Source organism: Nitrosopumilus maritimus SCM1 (genome assembly GCF_000018465.1).
Taxonomy (GTDB): Archaea; Thermoproteota; Nitrososphaeria; order Nitrososphaerales; family Nitrosopumilaceae; genus Nitrosopumilus; species Nitrosopumilus maritimus.
Window position 1 is genome coordinate 1,103,326 of record NC_010085.1, and the last position, 19,381, is coordinate 1,122,706.

Below are 19,381 nucleotides of genomic sequence, written 5' to 3' on the forward strand. Positions count from 1 at the left end.
TATGGCATGTCATGAAAAACACATCAAAAAAATTACAAAATACCAGTGATCGTATTTTACGCTTTTTTGTTATTACTTTTGCAATGTTAGCATGTAGCACACTTGTGGGTCTAAGCAGTGCATATGCAGCAGATGTGCAAGTAACTAAAATTCACCCAATGCCCGTAGAAGATGACAAAGTATCAGTTGCATTTACGTTGTGTTCGAATGATGAGTATTTGGAAATGCCAAGAATTACGGTTTCCTCTGATCTTCAGACAAAGATCCTCTCACTAAAGCACGATTTGAAACCCGGTACATGTATAGGCGGAACTACAATAGCTGAGACATATGACGTATCCACCATAAACACATCCATTGTACCGCAAACGGACAGTAATTTATACAAACAAGAAACAATCGTAGACCAAAAAATAGTCTCCCAAGGAATGTCCAATGACGGTTATTTGGTAGTCAAACTTATTTCTGAACAACCACGTGAGGGAATCTCAATGAAATTCAACCTGGAGTTCCAGGATGTTGCTGGAAACATTGTGGAAAAAATCAATTACGATATAACTGCATTGCAGGATAACCACGTAGTATTGAATCTTCAAAACATGCATTCATCATATGGTACGTCTATACTTACTACTGATGAATTGACTTCAGACTCCCCAGTAGAAGTCAACATTATGTTGCATGGAATCGGCGTACCGGGCCATGAAGATCAGTGGACAGGGCCAAAAGGAGAGATCATAATGTTTCATGTCGTACCCGAGTTCGGGGCAATCGTGATGTTGGTTCTCACAGTATCCGTATTGAGCATAATATTGATCTCATCAAAATTCAACACATTAAGGATATCGAACATTCAATCATGAATCAAAACACCCAGTTTGGTAATCTTCAGTCGTATCTACGTTATACGCAACCTACTGCAAAATACCTCTTTGGCAGCATGTCATTTAGAAAGAAAAAAAGTTCCAAGCACCAAGAAAATGTCCAAAAAATGTTAGAAGCGCTTGCACTAAATGGTGCATTGACCACTTGGGAGATTGCAAAGTTGTCTCATTCTGATATATCATCTATTAGAACCAAGGACAAAGAACTGCGCAGACTTGTTGTTGGGAGAAGGGACAGAGGAAGGAAAACACTTGGCATAATTGATGTTGGACTGGTAATAGCTAATACTGAAAATTTGGAACTAGACACTTCTAAGAAATACAGGCTGTCATTGCATGGCATATTGTATTGCCTTGACGTGCTTGATTTTAGCAAAAAAGAAATTGATCAAATGGCCTCAAACTACTCGGACATACTTCCGATGATTTTTGGAAAATGGGATTATCTTAAGTCAATTATTGGCGATGATGTTTATCGCATCAGATTATTGACAGGGGGTCTGTTTTTGGATACCGTCCACATTACAAAAATCTCTCAAACTCCTATTTTTGAAATAATAACATACCTTAATGTGAAATATCAGGACTATTACGAAAGTATTGATGAAAATGATTTGGCAGACCAGATATCCTATTTGTTCTATGCTGCGCTTTTGGTTCCATTTACTGTAAATGAAAACGATGAAGAAAATAAGACTGAGAAATGGAAAAAACTTTTCGAAGAAGATGAAAATTTAAACATTTGGTTTTTTGATTTTATTAAAGAGACGTCCAAATTTTATTCAAACAGATTTGATTTTATCAAATCAATGATTCCCTAGTCTCCTACATGTTCTTTGATTAGTTTTTCAATGTCATCAAACTCATATGGTTTGTTTATGACATTAAGCAAACCCATGCTTTGCGCATTGAGGAGTTTTTTCTCATCAATGGCATATGCAGTTATTAGGGTCACTTTACAATCAGAATCAAATTTTTTCATACGGGCAAAGGCGTCAAAACCATCCATTTTAGGCATCTTGATGTCCATGATCACAATGTCAGGTCTTGCTGTCTTGTATGCTGCAACTGCCTCCTCGCCATTTGTGGCTGTAATCACATTATATCCCATATTGCTGATCGAAAACTTGTTCAACTCCAACAAATCAATGTCATCATCTACCAAAAGAACTGTTTTATCTTCGCCTTCCAAGACAAGTAAGTTATGACAGGGGCAAATATAACCACTATGAATTTTGAATGTGTTTTGGGACAATGATAGAGAAGGTGACAGGGTTGTTTTTCACAGTTATCTGCCAGCCATGTTGTTCTATCACATTTTTGCTAATTGCCAAGCCCAAGCCAGTGCCTTTTTGCTTGGTTGTAAAGAGAGGCTTGAATATGTCTTGCAAAATATCACCAGGTATGGCAGGCCCATCATTTTCAAATTCGATGGTTTTCTGTTTTTTATCATCAATCAGATTGATTTTGATGCGACCTTGTTTTTCTTCAAATGCCTGAATTGCGTTTAGTATCAAGTTGATAAAGACGATCTCAAGTTTTTCAACATCACATTTCACGGTAAAATCGATGTCAGGTTTCACTATCTCGACATTGTTTGGTATGCTTAATGATTCAAAAGAAGAGGTTATTATTTTTTGAATTGAAACTTCGATTAAATTGATTGGTGTGATCCTCACATAGTTTAGAACCTCGTCTATCTGATGAGTTATTCTAGATATTGCTCGGTCCATCTTTGGAAAAACAAGTTCTTTTAATTTTGGATCCATGTTGTTTGAGTTTTGTTTGATTATGTTTGTAGCAGACTTTATGGATGCAAGTGGGTTTTTAAGATCATGTGCCACGTTTGCAGACAACTCTCCCATTGCAGCAAATCTTTCATTTTTTACTTTGGCTCTTGTTTCTGCAAGCTCTTTTTCTGTCTCTACTAGATTTTTCAAGTCAACGGACATTTTTTCAAAGGATTTTTCTATGGTTTTGATCTCGCTTATCTGATGTTTTTGCAGCTTGACATCAAAATTTCCTTGCGCAATGTTTCTGGCAACATCTACAAGATAACTTAAAGGATTTGTTATTGATCTAGATATCAAAATTGAAATGATCAACGCAGAAATCAGACCGATTACAGAAGCAATAATGACTGTCTCTCTGATTTCAGAAAAATCATCTAGCAACTGATGTTCTGCTTGCTCTATTATGATAGTCCATCCAAACCCTCTGAAATCTTCGAACCCTATTGATGTGGAATAGCTTACCAGGATAGGCTCTCCCAGATTATTTTTTATTTCAAATGTATCACGGTTTTTTGATATTTGTGGGAAATACTCTATTGTTTTTTGGATGCTGGAATCTTGTTCGGTTCCAGGATACAATATTTTGCCTGACTCGTCAACTAGGAACACACTACGAGTGCCTGTCTGCTGTAAAATCTCATGGTCGTCTACTAGATCAGACAAGATGTCATCAAGACTCAAAGCAACCCTCATCACCCCTACAAAATTTCCCTCATCATCCACTATGCGCATTCCAAAGGGAATGGAAAACTCTTCATAATTGTCATTATATTCCAATTTGCCAATGTACATCCCGTCTCTCTTGGTCAATTGCCACCATTCTTCATCGTCTTGCCTATAGTCTGACGTACCGGTACCCAGTGCTATGCTTGCTCCATATTCGTTTGTTATGAATAATTCATCTATTATGTTATGGCCAAAAGATTCTTCATAAAAAATAATCAGCTCTGCTAGCTCCTCTGATGCATCCTCCAGGTTCACCTCAGTTAAGAATCGAAATTCAGAGTCTGTTGTCTGTTCTTTACTATCCAAAAACTCTTCAATATCAGATATGTTTCTAAACATGTCATTTGATTTCACGATTGAAGAGCGTACTTCCTCCACCGTAGTTATTGTTTTAAAATCATCAATTCTGTTTTTGATGTATTGATCTATGTCCAAAATCATAGAGTCGGCCAAAGATGTATTGCGCAGTTCTACGGATTTACGCAACTCTTGAGAATTTATATCAATTATGACAAATGAAGTGACTGCAAATATTAGAAACAACGCAACAACGTTTATTGTTAAAAGGATAGATATCTTCAACTGAGTTCTTGTATTGTTTTAACACATAAAGATTGTTATGTTGCATTATGGTTTTTTACAAACAGAGGCATACCGCATTAATTCAAGATAAGGACTAATATTATTTCAGACATTCAGAACTATATGCAAGGAAAATTCTGGTTAGATGAACTTTGCAAGATAATTCAGAAAGTCGAAGTTGTTTGACAGCCCAAGGCACTACCTTCAAAAAAACAATTCTTGCTACCAAAGACATTTTTTATGAAGATGTGCAGTAGTGTCTTGGTCCCCCATCAAATTGTACAACATGTAAAAAACTAATTTTAGAATATGTGTTCCATGCAATACAAAGAAAGATTTTGACACCCATTATCCCATGCGATGATAGATTTTTAAAAATGCGTTTCAAAGGCATGCCGTACTACGGAAGACTATCAACTAATAATAATTATGACTATGTAAACCATGAAACAAAAAATACTTTTGTTAGCTGCATTGTTTGCTCCTTTGCTGTTGGTATTTTCAAATATACCTGCAGCTGAAGCGCAACAAAGCACTAACTATGAGCACGATCCAAACATAGAAAAAGTCATTGTTGAAAAACGAGAAGGAACCGCAGGTTATGCAAATTATCTTGTAAAAATTTGTGCGGATGACAGTTCCATGAAACTCGGAAAGATGATGCTTCATTCAGATTTGGATCAAATACTTTTGGAGTTCAACAAAAGTCTTGCAAAAGGAGATTGTACCTTTGCAGGAGCAGTGCTCAAAAACAGCAATCTTGACAGTCTTGGTGCTACATTTCTTAATTAGCTCCCAAGACTTGATTATTTTTTATCAATCAATGATTCATACTTCAAAGATCGATCATGTATATTGGTAGAATCTGTCAACATATTTTCCATTTTAAACATTGCAGAAATTAGTTATGAAATTTGGAAAAAAGTTTCCATACGTTATTCAATGGGATTTCATCACAATACTTGAAGCAGTTTTGTTAAACAAAGCAATGAAAGGATATATTTTTTGGTTAAGGGATATAAAAAGACATACCGCATTATGGTAGACTATCAACTAATAACATCATCAGCAAATCCATACAATGACGAAAAAACAAACAGTCATCATGACAATGCTTCCAGCACTAGCAATGATGCTACTAATTACTCCAACAGTAGAACAATCATATGCCCAGGTGCAAAAATCCACTCATCCTGATGTACAAAGACTATCACCCAGTTCATTCGGCATAAAGACTGCGGACAGGGTATGCGGAGACAAGCTGTGTTCTGAAATAAGAGAACCTGTAATCAACATAGAAGAAGAAGATACCATTCAAGAAGTCACGGAGGAGTTGGATCATATGCCTGATCTTGACTTGCTTAACATAATCAAATACAGGAAAAATTCTGTTGATCCAGTTTCTCATGTCTTAATTTACAAGATTACTGGCGGCACATTAAACCTAGCAGACATTGCCATAGAAGCATCATCAGACATTAATGAAGTCAAATACAACGTAACAGCACTGAGTGCAGAAAAGTCGACCACAAACGTTGTACGCATAATGGCTTTAGACCCAGATTCCATCAATGTACAAGTGGTAGGTTACACACTAAAACAATAGTCCCTGTAAACACCTATTTTTTCTTTTATTATTTTTACAGTGTTTGTTTAGTGAGAAACTAGATTGAATCCCATAATGTTGAGCCATTTGTTCATAAAGCATTTTCACAATTTCATTATTCTAGGGATTTTTTAGGAATTACCTTCCAATGACCAGGTCCAGCATCAATCACATGTTTCAATAGTTTCTCAAGTTCAGTATATTTTTTTCCACAAGAACAATAATTCAAGGATTACTTACTGAATTATGCAAAAAATATTAGTATTGTCTGATTGGATGCGGTATGCCCATACACATAAAGAATCAGAAGTAAAGATAGTTTCTAACAAGAAAACTAGGATTCAGACTCTAGTTATTCAAAAGGACTGGGGCTTTGGTTTGACTCTGAGTTCTGCAAATACTTAAGAAAATATTGTCACAAGTTAAGACTTAAAATCAATATTTTTTATAAAATATTTGCAAGGACATAATCAAATAAACTATCAGATATATCCATGTCAGTTATCCATACCAAATTTGTTTTTAACATAAGTTTCAATTGCATTCATATTATCTTTATTTGAATCACCAAAAACAAAAAATCGTTCAATAGCAGAATTTTTTACAGTAATGGGTGAGAAATCATCTAATTTTCGAGGTATATTTTTCCAAAGAACAAGTATTTCCCCATCATACAGACCAACAGGGATTTTTGAAAGATATGCTATTGTATCAGAATATTCTAGTCCCAAAGATTGAGACATTTCTGCAGCAAATTGTTTTAATTTGGAATAATCCATTTTCATTACTTGATCTCTGATTATTGCATTTTCAATTTCTTTATCAGGGAGAATTTCACAAGCACGTTTTAACAAATTTCGTTTTTGAATATTTTTTAAAATTCTTGCAGATTTGCTGTCAGGTTTAGTGTTAATAATTTCGTCATAAATAGTCTTATCATTTAATTTCAAGTAGTATTCTAAAAATTCATCATTACCATTTAATGTAGAATTATCAGCTTTTAGTTTGTCTATTGGGATGATTTCTTCTTCATTTGTAGCTAAATCTAATGCTCGCAGAAACATTTGATCCGCAGTTAATCTTGCATGGTGTTGATATACTTGAGCATGCATTAGATAGCGTCCCAATCGATAGTTTTCAATTGAGTCTTTTCCTTTATCCTGAATGCAAATTCTTTGTTCGTCTGTTTCAGTACTAGTTATAGTGTGGATTATTCTTGCTAAATCAAATTGTCCGTAAGCAACACCAATATGATATGAATCTCTTCGTAGATAATCCATCTTATCTACATCTAATGCACTTGAAATAACATCACTTGCCAGAGTACTCAATCCTGAATCCCAATCAGAAACAGGTTTGTGGTCTAACAGTTGGATTATTTTTTGAGATTTATCACCTAAAATACTTTGAAGTTCAGGGTTTTTTGAAATGATCAACATAGAAATCCATTCATGATCAATTTTGTTTTCATTAACATTTGAGATTACGGATTCAAATAGATGAGAATAGGGTCCATGTCCAACATCATGAAGTAATGCAGCCAGTCTTACAATTTCTTTAGTAGTATCATCAAAATTCAATTGATCACATACTTTACCTGCAAGATGCGTAGCCCCAAGAGAGTGTTCAAATCTAGTATGAATTGCAGTTGGATAAACAACAAATGCATGAGATAGTTGTTTTATGTTCAACAATCGACGGAAGGGTGAAGAGTCAATCACCTGTTGTTCAGTTTTTGAAATATCTATAAAGCCATACAGAGGATCTCTAATGGATTTATACTTAAAATCAATTTTTGACAATATTCACTAATTTTAATTCTTTAAGAAGTCCTACACCTTGAGATACATCATCAGGAGTAAGCTCCCAACCAAGTTTTTCTGCAGTTTTTATTGCATCATCATAATCCATTACTTTTTCTTTATCAGGATTGTTTTCCAACATAAAATACATTTTTGCAGCATATGAAAGAGGTGCAGTTTTTAATTTACAAAATTTATCACATGTAGATACCAAATATTTAATTTTTTGATATTCTGTAGGAAATGTAGATTTTACATGATTTGCCATATCTTGCCCATCAGGGGTTAAACGATACTTATAGCCCTCATGCATTTTTCCAGGAATTTTAATTTCATCAATAAAAGAATAGGTAACCATTTTTTCTAAAGCTAAACTAAGTTCTGGACTGTAAGGACCATAATAGTGAGGTTTGTAAACAGGGAGTGTAAGTCCTTCAATAGTTTTGTTTGAAAGGTATACTAGTTTATGGATCGCTGTTCGTCCAACAATTTCACCATTGTTTGAATCAAGTATTGATTCAACAGTTTCATAAACATCCACAATACAACACCAACAAATTAATCAAATGTTCCACGTATATGACATTTTTAAAAATATCTCAGATCTAAGTTGATTTGTTAATGATTTTAACTTGACACTTTCCAAAAACAAATTATTCAAGAGATAAAATTATCTGGAAATAAATAAAACATGAGGTTATTATGGTATTACCTTTTAAGAATCAACTTTTTAGGAAGAAGTCTCCAACAGATAGGGATCTAAAAATTGTATAAATTTGCACATGTTTCAGATATTCACCTAGGATTTCAAGACAAAAAAGAACTTCAAAAAATAGAACAAGAGGTATTTGAAGAAGTGGTTTGCACATGCATAAAACAAAAAGTAGATTTTGTGTTGATTACAGGTGATTTATTTCATAGAAACCTTCCAGAAATGAGAGTTCAAAGATTTGCATTTAAAAATTTCAAAAAACTTTATGATGCAAAAATTCCAATTTATGTAGTATATGGCAGCCATGATTTTAGCCCTATAGAATACTCAGTGATAGATCTACTAACAGATGTGGGATACTTAACCAAAGTTTCAAAGGAACACACAAACAATGAAAAAACAGAATTAGATTTTACTGAAGACCCAAAAACAAAAGTGAAATTAGTAGGAATTTCAGGCAGAACAGCAGGAATAGATAAAGAAAATTATGAAAATTTGGAACTACCAGTACTAGATAATAGCTTTAAGATATTTTTGTTTCATATTGGTATTGATGAACTAAACTCTAGTTCAGAAATCGATACTAATTCAATACCCATAGAATCATTGCCAAAAGGATTCGACTATTATGCAGGAGGACATGTACATGTTTTCTCACACAAACAGGTTAAGAATTTAGGAGAAATATGTTATCCAGGAACCCCATTTGCAGGATATCATAGTGATTTAGAAGAAAACGCCAAGCAAGTTAAAAGAGGATTTGTAATAGTTGAGTTTGACAATAAAATTAAAAATGTAAAATTTTGTGAAATAAAAAAAACAGATTATGAGTTATTAGAATTTAATGCAAATGGAAAAACCGCAAATGCATTAAACATAGAGATTTTAAAAAAAATATCACAAATCATACCCGAAAATAAAATAATATTATTAAAAGTACAAGGAGAATTGAAATCTGGAAAAACAACCGAAGTGAATTTTATAGAATTTAAAGAAAAATTATTACAGTCAGGAGCAAGAGAAGTTAATGTAAATAGAATTAATTTATTCTCAAAAAAATACCATATTGAAAAAATTGAAGCAGGGAAAAAAGAAGAGTTAGAAAATAAAATTTTTGAGGAAAATATTAAAAAAATCAAAACTGAGCAACCAGAACTAAGTGGCGAAAAAGGAATTCTTTTTGCAAAAGAATTACTCCAATTTTTAAAAGAACCAATAAACACAAATGAAAAGAAAATAGATTATCAAAAAAGAATTAGTGCAGCAGTTTTAGCAATGATGGGAATTGAAATGGAAAAATGATTCTAAAGTCTATTCAATTAAACAATATCAGAAGTTACACTAATGAAATTATAGAATTTCCTCTTGGAATTACACTATTTGAAGGGGATATTGGTTCAGGAAAATCCACAATTTTAATGGCAATCGAATTTAGTCTCTTTGGAATAGGCAACAACAAAGGAAACTCGTTATTAAAGACTAATGAAGATGAAGGATTTACTAAATTAGAATTTAGTGTAGAGGGTAAAAAATATGAAATATGTAGAAAATTAAAAAGAAAAAACAAATCAATAAGTCAGAATAGTGGATACATAATTGAAAATGAAAAAAAGACAACACTCTCAGCAACAGAATTAAAAAAACGCATTATTCAAATTTTAAAATTCAATGAATCAAGTGAAAGTAGAGCACATAGCAGAATATTTCGATATGCAGTATATACACCACAAGAAGAAATGAAAATGATACTATCAGATTCAGAAAAACGTTTGGAAACAATTCGAAAGGCATTTGAAATGGATGCATACAAAAATGCAATTTTAAATTCAGATTTAATCGCCAATATTTTAGATAAAATTTCTGTAAGCCTAGAAACCACAGTACAAAACCTACAGAAAAAAGAAAAAGAATATTTTGAAACTCAAAAAGCTATTGCAAACGCACATAGGGATCAAAATGAATTATCAATGGAAATAAAAAATTTAGAAAAGAGGAAAGAATTCGTTGAAGAGAATTTAAATCAGTTAAAAAATAAAGAGAAAGATCTCATAAAATTTTATGAAGAGCAAAAACACATTATAGAAAAAATTAAAAAAACAGAAAAAGAAATCAAAGAAAAAAATGATGAAATTATAAAATATGAGAAAAAAATTGCATTGAATAAAAACAATATTTCTAAATTAAAATCAATAAAAAAACCCACAACCATGTCAATAAAACAAATCGATACGAAAATAGAAAAATATCGAAGAGATGAAGATTTGTTAACAAATATAAAAATCAAAATAGAAAAAATGAATTCCAGATTAGATACGTTGTCAAAAATTCTTGGAAAAAATGAGAAAAATACGCCTAAAAAATTAGAACAGAGTATAAAAAATTTAGAAGAAAGTATAGAGATTGAAAAAAATCAATTAAAAAATATGGAAAAAAATAAGAATGAATTACTAAAAATTGAAACTCAATTAGAAGTACAAACAGAAGAAATTGAAAAAAGACTGAAAAAAATTTCAAAATTAGATTTTAAATGTCCCACTTGTGAGCAAATAATTGAAGAAAAATATGTTAAAAAAATTCAAAATGAAAATAAAAACCAATTATTAAAAAATAAAAAAATGATAGAAGAAATCATTAGTAAAAATAAATTTAATGAAGATTCGATTCTTGAATTACAATCAAAAATTAGCAAAATTGAAGAATTATTAAAAAAATCAGTTTCACAAAGACCATACTTAGTAGAATATTTACAAATAAAAGAAAATCACAATGAAGAAATAATTCTAAAAAAGAAGTTAGAGAGAAAAATACAGCAAGAAAATAAATCTGAATTTAATGATCCTATAAAATATTATTTAGAACTTAATAATAAATTACAAAATTATGAAAAAGCCAAAGAAGATATAAAAAAAATTACAGAGGAAAGTAGAGAATTTAGAATTAAAATTCTTACTTTAGAAAAAAATTTACGTAATTCCAATAAAAAATTAGAAATTGATACAAGACGTCAAGATGAACTAAATAAGGAAATTTTATCTTTCAAAAATATTCAAAACGATATAAAAAAATATTCAAAATATGTAACTGAAGTTAATGACAAATATCTTCTAATAAATAAAAAAAGTGCGTCAATTGAAACTAGAAAAAAATTTCTTGACGATGAACTTCAAAAGATAAAGATTGAAATAGAAAATTCAGAAATCGCGAAGAAAAAATACGACCGATGTAATAATTTTCATGAGTGGTTAAAAGGATTTTTCGTTCCAATTGTAGATATAATGGAAGCAAAAATAATGCAATATCTTCAATATGATTTTAACAACATATATCAAAACTGGTATTCTATTTTGGTAGAAGATCCATCTAAAGAATCTAGAATAGATGATGATTTTACACCAATTGTAGAGCAAGAAGGGTATGAAATGGAAATACACCATTTAAGCGGAGGAGAAAAAACAAGTATTGCATTAGCATATAGATTAACTTTAAACAGTATGTTAAGAAGAGAAACTGAAAGTTTAAAATCCAATTTATTGATTTTGGATGAACCAACATACGGGTTTAGCAAATCTCAGCTTTCAAAAGTCAAATCCATTCTAACAGAATTAAAATCAGAACAAATAATCCTAGTATCTCATGAAAAAGAATTAGAAGGATACGCACAAAATATTTTTCAAGTTACAAAAGAAAACGGAATATCTAAGATTTCTAGACTAAGTTAACAAAAGTGGAAAAAAAATTTAGAAAATAAATATCAATAAATGTTACAATGGAGATTTTTCACATATTTTTCTAGATGTTAGCGATGATTTTTTTTGCCAATTTTTCAAAATCAGCTTTACATTTAAGAGAATTCTCTTTATGAATTCCTACGATTCCAGGTCCACTTAATTCAAAAATAGGTTTTTTCATTTGTTGAGATTTAGGAGCTAAACTGTGATAACTTTTAAAATTCCCTAATTTGTACGATCCATTATTCAAATCAAGGACCATATTTTCATCAATTTCTCTTAATTTAGAAATGAGTTTTTCTTCTATAATTTGAGGTACTTGAGCAGACCAATGTTTCCATGCTTTGGTTTCAACGCCACGATAAATATTGAATTGTTGGTTGATGTAACCTGCAAAAACAGGTTTACCATCTTGAAGATCAATTGTCAATGATTCATTATTTTGAATAAATCGATTTTTTGCATTTGTCCAATCATCAATCCATTTTTTAAAAGTTATACCAATATTTTCTAATCCTCGAAGAGAAAATAAATCAGGTACAAGAGGTACAAAGAAATAATCACAAGATAACAACACAGAACGATTCAAACTTCCTAAGTTAGGTCCAACATCAACTAAAACATAGTCTATATCATTTGCATTAGCAATTTTTTTGATCAACCTATAAATTGAAGACGTTCGTCTAAAACCAATTTCGTTACCTGCAAGAGTGTCAGTCCAAGCAGAAGAAAGTAATTCTTCAAAACCACTAAGAAGTAGATCACCTGCAATTAGACGTATTTCTCTATCTTTAACTTTGTATGGTTTAATATCAGCAATATCACCAGTACCTTTGATTAAAGGTTCAACTGCATAAAATACACTGTTTTGTGTTTTCCACAATGTATCAAGTTCATCATCAGTACAAATACACGACGTTAGATTACACTGTGGATCTAAATCCACAAATAAAATTTTCTTCCCCATTTTCTCTAAGGCATAACCTAAATGAAACAAAAAAGTAGTTTTTCCAACACCGCCTTTATTATTGAATAAGACGATATTTTGAGCCATAAGACAGGTATTGTTATGAAACTAAAAGTTAAATCTGTTTGCCATAATACTATAAGAAAAACTATAGAATTCATACACATTAAAAATTAGATAGTGGGTTTGATTTTCTATATAAACAAAATTGATATAAATTGAGAAAACAAACAAAAATTAGAAAATAGACTATGTATTGACTGGAGTTCTACATAAAATACACACAAAGCATCTAATACAAATTTTGCACAAAATTCCATATGAGAGTTGATTCGTGCCGTAATTGTGGATATGTGTTAAATGTTCTAAAATACTGCAATGTATGTGCACAGCCTCTCCAGCTAAAGTGTTCACACTGCCTGAAATATGCCGATGATCCAATTCACTCTGTATGTGCTTCCAAGATTGCATTGTGCTAATTTTGCATCATTTCAGCATATTCAGGCACGACTTGAAACCAGATTTACGGTTACGTCGTAGCAATTTCAGGACAGTATCAAATTTGGCAGAATCAAGGAATTTTTGAATTATACGAAGATCAGCAAAAGTGGTACGACCAGCATGAGAATTTATCTCATTAAACGACTTTGCAAACGAACCTGATTTGTAACGCCCTCTAGATTTTTTAAAAGCTGAAACTATTGCAACGCCAGCCAAACTACCACAAATAGATACAGTGTCATGAGATTCGATTTTAGAAAAGGATTCAGAAATTACTTCTTTAGAGATTCTGTGAAATGCGTCACCATTGTTTTTTCTAGCAGAAATAATTTCAGAATAAATCACATCCACATATTCCAGTGAGCTATAAAACAATCTGTCATTCATGGCTGATTACTTTCAACAGGTTTTCTCGCAGTCGTTTTATGTCATAGGATATGGAATGTTTGTCAAATTCAGTTCCCTTTATTCCAACATATATCTTGTCAAGGAGGGTTATGATTTGACCAATACTGGCAATGGGATCAAACTTTCCGTTGACAAGATCAAAGAGAGGTTTGAGAGATTCTAACTTTCCCAAAGTATGCTCTATTTTGTGTGAATGTTTCAGATGAGTTTCAAATGTATGAATTAATTCTTGCAGATATTCTTCATGTTGTTTTTGAATATGGTCAGCCTGAATCTTGTTTTGTTTTACAAGTTTGTTAATCTTATCTTCAGTATGAGATACGACAGAATTTAGTTCAGATTTTGCATGTTTTGAAATATCATTTAGATTGTTTTTTGCAAACTCTGTACCGTTTGAAATTTCTAATTTTATTTCATCATTGTGAGATTCAAGCCATAATTTTTTCTTCTCCAAAGACTCATTTTCTTTTTTGAGTTTAGAGTTAACAGAGTTGAGTTTCCTGAAGAGTTTTTTTGCATTTCCTGCCTTTTCCAGTTCTTCGAGAAATTCCTTAGGAGCCATCTCAAAACTATCAAAAATTTTCTGCCAAGAAATCAAGTCTTGTTCCAAAACGCCACTTTTCGTCAAATTTTCTACTGAGGAAATAGATTCAGCCATAGATTTGTGCCTAAGAAGTAGATTTTCGTGCTTAAGAGACAATTCCTTATACTTTTTTTCCAGATTTCCAGTCTTTTTCTCAACTTCATCTAGCTTTGACTGTTTCTCATTCAATCTCAAATCGACTGATTCATCCTTACTCAGATAAGAAATGATCTTGGCAATATCATACTCTTGAGATTTTACATTCTGCAACACATTACATACAGAATCTGCATCAGACAAATCAAATCCAGATTTTTCTAGAAATTCTAAGGTTTGTGTTATTTTTTCAACCTGCTGTTCAGTAAGTTTGTTTTTCTTTAGTAATGCAGACAGATTGTTTTGTGATTGTTTGTGTTGATCGGAGAGTTTGTCAATTGATAATTCCAATTCATTTTTGGTTTTTACTAGTTCTGTACAATGGTTTTCAATTTCATGTAACGGTACATCAGATTTTGATTGAATTTTAGAAATAGTATTGCATAATCCTACAAGATGTTCTGGAGAAAGTTCATTTTGTTTTGCCATAGACAACACAGATTCTACAAACGAATGGATTTGTTTTGGATCAAGGTTGTGTTTTAAAAGTATTGAAAATACGACATGCCCATAAAATGCATCCTTTGGTTGCATTCCATTTTTTCTAATAATTTTAAAAAAGTCATGTATTGCATCAATTGTTTTTCTTTCAATCTTTGATGTAAAATCATTGATGTATTCAGATATGGAACCAGTACTAACGCCAGTACTATCATGAATCTCTCGGACAGATTCACCCAAGAGGTATTTTTCAACTATATCATTACGGGTTTCATCAGAATATGGCTTTCTCATAGGACAAATCCCCCACGTTCATTATCCTGTTCATTTTGTATAGTATGTTCATTGAAATTTTCAGAAAAGCCAGATGATTCATCAGAAATTCCAGATTGTTCATTTTGAAAATTTTTTTTATTATTTTCTATAATCTGCCTTCTAATGATGTATTTTGAAAAGCATTCTTTTTTGATACATACTGAACATACATGATAGTCCTTTTCTGAACCAGATACGGAATAAGTGACAAGATAATCAGGTGTTTTTGAACAGCACTGAAGTTTTTGAACCATACATACCATAAGGAACAGAAGGTTTATAGACAAACTGTGAACTAAATATAGGTATGATTTCTACAGATAATTTAATTTCTGAACTAAATATAGTAAAAAGATCTTCTAGAAAAACCTTGCTTCCAAAAGAAGAGGACATAGTTGAAGAGGCAATACTAAACACATTATCCAGAGAAGGCACATTATCATTAACAAAACTAGTGAAAACCATAGAAAACTATGGAGACTGGGAGGCCAAACGAAATTCAATCAAAAGAAGAATTGACGGACAAGAAAAATATCTGAGCTTACTTGATTATGAATTCATAAAAGAGAGAAAACCTGAAAAAAGAAGACCAGGTAAATATGGCAAAGAGTATTGTCTAACAACAAAAGGATTTTTGGCATCACTTGCAACAAAACACATATCATTTGATAGAACATACCTGTTCAAAAAATACATTACATTTCTTGATAACTACTTGGATGATAAAATAAAAAATGTTGGAGAAGAAGCTGGTTTTGATTCTACATTAGATATTGAGACAAAAAACATGTTACTTGATGTTATTACTAATTACATAAAGAGTCAGATAACAGTTTTCTTGATTTGGCATGAGGCAAATGAAACATCAATTAGAATGAGAAAAAGTATGAAAGAGTATATTGAAGATTTCATCTTAACACATAGTGAATACATTCATCAAGAATTTCCGATGATGCTTGATAAAAAACGAGAAGAAGAATATCGTCAGGCATTAAGGAAATACTTTGAATATTCCAAAATACTACACTCGTTAATGGAATCACCAGTAGAAGACATACATTCAAAAAAAATCAACATTAAATTAAATATGATCAGTTCATTTGTATTCAAATGGCATTTGTATTTTGATGAATTACAAATGAAAAATCCTATTGGTAATGATTATGACATTTGGAATACACATGCAGGGGTTTTATCGCGTCCAGAATATGGAATTGACATAGAATACGAAGGAACATTTGGACATAAAAGAAAAATTCAGCCAGATCTTAAATCAGAAACAGAAAAGAAAATACAACAAATTCTAAAAAAGAAAATTCCAATTACGGATATTTGGAGAAAACGAATGAGGAGAGAAGAGATAGGTAATGACTGGCTTTATGCATGATTTAGTTGCACATGCTCCATTCTGAGCTTGTCCTGCCACAACTCGTCTACCTTGGTTCTATAGTGCTCAAGTTCTGACTTTTCTCGCTCTAGTTGCTTGATTTTGAGCCTCTGGCGCTCTGAATCATCAATCATCAGTTCCACTATTGCCTTGCGAAACTCTGCAAAGCACTGTTCGCGCGTTGGCTTTAGGTACACGCCATCAAGTCCGTTCTTGTGTCCAAGTAGTTTTTCTGCAACATTAGAGTTTACGCTGTTTTTGAGTTTGAGTATGGTATTGAATCGCTTTCTAAAGCCATGATCCATCTGAGTATCAAAGTGATGATTTACTTTGGTTCGCTCCAATCCTGCGTTGTTAATCACCCTATACATGACAGAAATCACTCCGCTTCTCTGCATCGGAAGTACTTTTTTTCCGCGAGAATAGTCTCGTCGGAATACTGGAGAATTATCAGTGAGTTCCTCACCCTTTTGTCTTCGTTCCTCATGGTATTCATCTAGTGCCTGTGTTGCCTCTGGAGTCAGAAACGCCCAGTATTCCTCGTTGTCATTAGGATACAACAGTACGGCCTTGCATCCTTCTGGCATGTCATGAATGTACTTTAGAGTAAAGTTGCCATCAATTACTCCGATTCTTGCACCAGTTGATGCCAAGAAATGAATTATTGCACGATTCCTCTTTGAAGTAGTTGCTGCAAGCATCTTTTGGATTTTCTCTGTAGTCCAAGGCTTGAATCCGGCAGACTTTATCTTTGGAGGATACATCTTGCGGATAATATCCCAGTAGAGTGGAATCCTGTTCATTACAAAAAAGTGCCTTACACCAAGAAATAGAATTGGAATGGAATTTGGATGTCTGTTCTCTTTAAGATGGATTAGATAGTCTTCAACTAGTGTCTGGATTTCCTCAACTGGCTTTGCAATCAATCCATCAAAGGAATCAAACTCTGCAAAGTTTCTAAAGTTTTTTAGGTGGTCGCGGTAATTGTTTAGCGTCTGACGAGATTTTATTCCCTGCTCAAATCGTAGAATTGACCTTTCTTTCATGATTAGTATAGGAATGAATCAACTATATCCCCTTCGTGCACTAAATAATTGAATTAAATAATTGACAAAGAAACAAAAACTGTGTACTACGATGTAGTTGTTGCAGGGGGTAGTGTTGCAGGATTACTTTGTGCAAGAGAGATTGCTGCAGATGGTTTTTCAGTATTAGTTATAGAAGAAGATTATGAAATAGGCACACCAGAACATTGCGGTGGTTTAGTTAGTATTTCAGGACTACAAGAGTTAGGAGTAATTCCATTTAGAAAGACATTTGATCATATGATAGAATCAGCTGAAATAACTGCTCCTAACGGAAAAAGTTTTTCGATAAACTCAAAAAATCAAAAGGTCATAGAAATTAGTAGAAGAGAACTGGACAAACAAATTGCTTTTCAAGCCCAAAAAAATGGAGCTACAATCAAAGTCAGAACTAGTTTTCAAGAGATGACCAATACGGGAGTTAGAACAAATGAAGAAAATATAGATTGTAAAATTTTTGTTGATGCAAGAGGAGTATCATCTTTAATTCATAAAGACAGAACAGGGATTTTATCATCTGCACAATACGAAATCTATGCAGACTGGATAAAAAAAGGAAAAGTAGAAGTGATCTTTGATCAAGACAAATATCCAGGTTTCTTTGCATGGATAATTCCATCAAATGAAGGGAAGGGAAAGATTGGTGTTGCAGGAAAAGGCATCAATGTTTCAGAAACAATGGACAAAATTCTTGCAGAGAAAGGCAAGCATTCTACAATAAGAAAGATTTTTGCGCCAATTTGGGTAAAAGGACCAATTGAAAAATTTGTAGAAGGAAATACCGTAATTGTAGGAGATGCTGCAGGACAAGCAAAACCAACTACTGCAGGAGGTATTTTTACTAGCGGTATGGGAGGAGTTTATGCAGGACAAGCAATATCAGAATTTCTAAAAACAGATGAAAAATCAAAACTAGAAGTATATCAAACTAGATGGACAGATAGATTTGGGAAAGAGTTTGAAAAACAAATTTTTGCAAGAAAAATTTTAGAAAGACTAGACAATAACACAATCAACAAATTATTTGAATCAATAACACCTGAAATCCTAAAAGATATTTCAGAAAAAGATGATTTTGATTTTCATACAGGTTCAATTGTAAAACTATTAGGATTAAAGGGATCAATCAAAACAGCTCAAACACTAATCGGTGGAGAATTCAAAAAACTACTTCGATAAAAACACGCCTAAATTTCAAGGAAGGTATAAATGATGTTTGCAGAAAATCGTGGTATGTCATCATCAACAATATCGCTACCAACATGTAGTTGTTGTCACAGACATATTATGCCTAATGATAAATGTGTAAAATTCAATTGCCCAGATTGTGGTGCAGATTTAATTTGGAGATGTCAAAGTTGCAGAGAGGCAGCAAGAAATTACACTTGTTCTTCATGTAACACACAGGGACCTTAAGAAAATGGCACAGTTACTATTTATCACAAAAATTCTTCCAGAAGGAACTGATGTCGATCTTGACAAACTTGCAGAGACACTCAAGAGTACACTTCCAGAAGGAATTCAGATGAAAAGACATGCAAAAGAACCATTAGCATTTGGATTAGAGTTTTTGAAAGCTGAATTTGTTTTAGAAGATAAAGAAGGTCAAAGTGATGCATTAGAAAATGCTGTTAAAAATACAGAGGGCGTTAGTGAATTTGAGGTCCTCAATATGAGCCGAATGTCAGTTGACATGAAATAGGTG

Annotated in this window: 19 protein-coding genes; 10 read left to right on the forward strand and 9 right to left on the reverse strand. The window is 32.4% G+C overall.

Annotated elements, in window-relative coordinates:
- Positions 1–11: 11 nt before the first annotated feature.
- Together NMAR_RS06480 and NMAR_RS06485 are read left to right on the forward strand one after the other, a co-directional pair.
- The gene (locus tag NMAR_RS06480) at positions 12–863 is read left to right on the forward strand and encodes a PEFG-CTERM sorting domain-containing protein (protein ID WP_187146519.1); all 852 of its coding nucleotides are present in this window, start codon (positions 12–14) and stop codon (positions 861–863) included.
- 182 nt (positions 864–1,045) lie between these two features.
- Entirely contained in the window at positions 1,046–1,705 is a 660-nt protein-coding gene (locus NMAR_RS06485) for a hypothetical protein (protein WP_238523163.1), read from the forward strand.
- Here NMAR_RS06485 and NMAR_RS06490 read toward each other — a convergent pair.
- Together NMAR_RS06490 and NMAR_RS06495 are read right to left on the reverse strand one after the other, a co-directional pair.
- Positions 1,702–2,076, reverse strand: a complete 375-nt coding sequence (locus tag NMAR_RS06490) for a response regulator (RefSeq protein ID WP_148680172.1) — start codon at positions 2,074–2,076, stop codon at positions 1,702–1,704. The two genes, NMAR_RS06485 and NMAR_RS06490, sit on opposite strands and share 4 nt — an antisense overlap.
- Positions 2,077–2,110: 34 nt before the next feature.
- Positions 2,111–3,985 carry a sensor histidine kinase gene (locus tag NMAR_RS06495; RefSeq protein ID WP_148680173.1) on the reverse strand — a complete coding sequence of 625 codons (1,875 nt, stop codon included), beginning with the start codon at positions 3,983–3,985 and terminating at the stop codon, positions 2,111–2,113.
- Positions 3,986–4,429: 444 nt separating this feature from the next.
- On the opposite strand from NMAR_RS06495, the gene NMAR_RS06500 reads away from it, so the two are divergent.
- On the forward strand, positions 4,430–4,777 hold the full coding sequence (locus NMAR_RS06500; RefSeq protein ID WP_012215591.1) for a hypothetical protein: 348 nt from the start codon (positions 4,430–4,432) through the stop codon (positions 4,775–4,777).
- A 289-nt stretch (positions 4,778–5,066) separates the two neighbouring features.
- Positions 5,067–5,591: a hypothetical protein gene (locus NMAR_RS06505; RefSeq protein ID WP_012215592.1), complete on the forward strand. Its 525-nt coding sequence runs from the start codon at positions 5,067–5,069 to the stop codon at positions 5,589–5,591.
- Positions 5,592–6,088: 497 nt separating this feature from the next.
- Here the strand turns inward: NMAR_RS06505 and NMAR_RS06510 are convergent, their stop codons facing one another.
- The gene (locus tag NMAR_RS06510) at positions 6,089–7,282 is read right to left on the reverse strand and encodes an HD domain-containing protein (protein WP_187146520.1); all 1,194 of its coding nucleotides are present in this window, start codon (positions 7,280–7,282) and stop codon (positions 6,089–6,091) included.
- A gap of 97 nt (positions 7,283–7,379) precedes the next feature.
- A complete protein-coding gene (locus NMAR_RS06515) occupies positions 7,380–7,934 on the reverse strand; it encodes a hypothetical protein (protein ID WP_012215594.1) in 555 nt (184 codons plus the stop codon).
- A gap of 225 nt (positions 7,935–8,159) precedes the next feature.
- Between NMAR_RS06515 and NMAR_RS06520 the strand changes: the two genes are divergently transcribed.
- Both NMAR_RS06520 and NMAR_RS06525 read left to right on the forward strand, forming a co-directional pair.
- Complete coding sequence (locus tag NMAR_RS06520; protein WP_012215595.1) at positions 8,160–9,407, forward strand: metallophosphoesterase family protein; 1,248 nt, start codon at positions 8,160–8,162, stop codon at positions 9,405–9,407.
- Entirely contained in the window at positions 9,404–11,824 is a 2,421-nt protein-coding gene (locus NMAR_RS06525) for an AAA family ATPase (RefSeq protein ID WP_012215596.1), read from the forward strand. Before NMAR_RS06520 ends, NMAR_RS06525 begins: the two co-directional genes overlap by 4 nt.
- A gap of 70 nt (positions 11,825–11,894) precedes the next feature.
- On the opposite strand, the gene NMAR_RS06530 is transcribed toward NMAR_RS06525, so the two are convergent.
- The 4 genes from NMAR_RS06530 to NMAR_RS06545 form a co-directional block, all read right to left on the reverse strand.
- Positions 11,895–12,887 carry a ParA family protein gene (locus tag NMAR_RS06530; RefSeq protein WP_012215597.1) on the reverse strand — a complete coding sequence of 331 codons (993 nt, stop codon included), beginning with the start codon at positions 12,885–12,887 and terminating at the stop codon, positions 11,895–11,897.
- 399 nt (positions 12,888–13,286) lie between these two features.
- Positions 13,287–13,646, reverse strand: coding sequence for a hypothetical protein (locus NMAR_RS06535; protein ID WP_148680175.1), 360 nt, complete (start codon positions 13,644–13,646; stop codon positions 13,287–13,289).
- Between the two features lie 34 nt (positions 13,647–13,680).
- Positions 13,681–15,183 (reverse strand): coiled-coil domain-containing protein, encoded by a 1,503-nt coding sequence (locus NMAR_RS06540; protein ID WP_012215599.1) that lies wholly within the window; start codon positions 15,181–15,183, stop codon positions 13,681–13,683.
- Complete coding sequence (locus NMAR_RS06545) at positions 15,180–15,458, reverse strand: hypothetical protein (protein WP_012215600.1); 279 nt, start codon at positions 15,456–15,458, stop codon at positions 15,180–15,182. The genes NMAR_RS06540 and NMAR_RS06545 overlap by 4 nt, the downstream gene beginning before the upstream one ends.
- Positions 15,459–15,511: 53 nt before the next feature.
- Here NMAR_RS06545 and NMAR_RS06550 point away from each other — a divergent pair, with 53 nt between their 5' ends.
- Positions 15,512–16,591 (forward strand): hypothetical protein, encoded by a 1,080-nt coding sequence (locus tag NMAR_RS06550; RefSeq protein WP_012215601.1) that lies wholly within the window; start codon positions 15,512–15,514, stop codon positions 16,589–16,591.
- Here the strand turns inward: NMAR_RS06550 and NMAR_RS06555 are convergent.
- Positions 16,582–17,637, reverse strand: a complete 1,056-nt coding sequence (locus NMAR_RS06555; RefSeq protein WP_012215602.1) for a tyrosine-type recombinase/integrase — start codon at positions 17,635–17,637, stop codon at positions 16,582–16,584. The genes NMAR_RS06550 and NMAR_RS06555 overlap by 10 nt on opposite strands.
- Positions 17,638–17,718: 81 nt before the next feature.
- Here NMAR_RS06555 and NMAR_RS06560 point away from each other — a divergent pair, with 81 nt between their 5' ends.
- Genes NMAR_RS06560 through NMAR_RS06570 form a run of 3 tightly spaced genes read left to right on the forward strand, consistent with a single transcriptional unit; the run spans position 17,719 to position 19,378 of the window.
- Complete coding sequence (locus tag NMAR_RS06560) at positions 17,719–18,855, forward strand: NAD(P)/FAD-dependent oxidoreductase (RefSeq protein WP_012215603.1); 1,137 nt, start codon at positions 17,719–17,721, stop codon at positions 18,853–18,855.
- A 54-nt stretch (positions 18,856–18,909) separates the two neighbouring features.
- Positions 18,910–19,092: a zinc finger domain-containing protein gene (locus tag NMAR_RS06565; protein WP_014963629.1), complete on the forward strand. Its 183-nt coding sequence runs from the start codon at positions 18,910–18,912 to the stop codon at positions 19,090–19,092.
- A 4-nt stretch (positions 19,093–19,096) separates the two neighbouring features.
- Positions 19,097–19,378: an elongation factor 1-beta gene (locus NMAR_RS06570; RefSeq protein WP_012215605.1), complete on the forward strand. Its 282-nt coding sequence runs from the start codon at positions 19,097–19,099 to the stop codon at positions 19,376–19,378.
- Positions 19,379–19,381: the final 3 nt, after the last annotated feature.

Bases quoted from the DNA above. Each gene is read 5' to 3' on its own strand.
- NMAR_RS06480 (WP_187146519.1), top strand. From the start codon at position 12: ATGAAAAACACATCAAAAAAATTACAAAATACCAGTGATCGTATTTTA.
- NMAR_RS06500 (WP_012215591.1), top strand. From the start codon at position 4,430: ATGAAACAAAAAATACTTTTGTTAGCTGCATTGTTTGCTCCTTTGCTG.
- NMAR_RS06505 (WP_012215592.1), top strand. From the start codon at position 5,067: ATGACGAAAAAACAAACAGTCATCATGACAATGCTTCCAGCACTAGCA.
- NMAR_RS06525 (WP_012215596.1), top strand. From the start codon at position 9,404: ATGATTCTAAAGTCTATTCAATTAAACAATATCAGAAGTTACACTAAT.
- NMAR_RS06530 (WP_012215597.1), bottom strand. From the start codon at position 12,887: ATGGCTCAAAATATCGTCTTATTCAATAATAAAGGCGGTGTTGGAAAA.
- NMAR_RS06540 (WP_012215599.1), bottom strand. From the start codon at position 15,183: ATGAGAAAGCCATATTCTGATGAAACCCGTAATGATATAGTTGAAAAA.
- NMAR_RS06545 (WP_012215600.1), bottom strand. From the start codon at position 15,458: ATGGTTCAAAAACTTCAGTGCTGTTCAAAAACACCTGATTATCTTGTC.
- NMAR_RS06550 (WP_012215601.1), top strand. From the start codon at position 15,512: ATGATTTCTACAGATAATTTAATTTCTGAACTAAATATAGTAAAAAGA.
- NMAR_RS06555 (WP_012215602.1), bottom strand. From the start codon at position 17,637: ATGAAAGAAAGGTCAATTCTACGATTTGAGCAGGGAATAAAATCTCGT.
- NMAR_RS06565 (WP_014963629.1), top strand. From the start codon at position 18,910: ATGTCATCATCAACAATATCGCTACCAACATGTAGTTGTTGTCACAGA.
- NMAR_RS06570 (WP_012215605.1), top strand. From the start codon at position 19,097: ATGGCACAGTTACTATTTATCACAAAAATTCTTCCAGAAGGAACTGAT.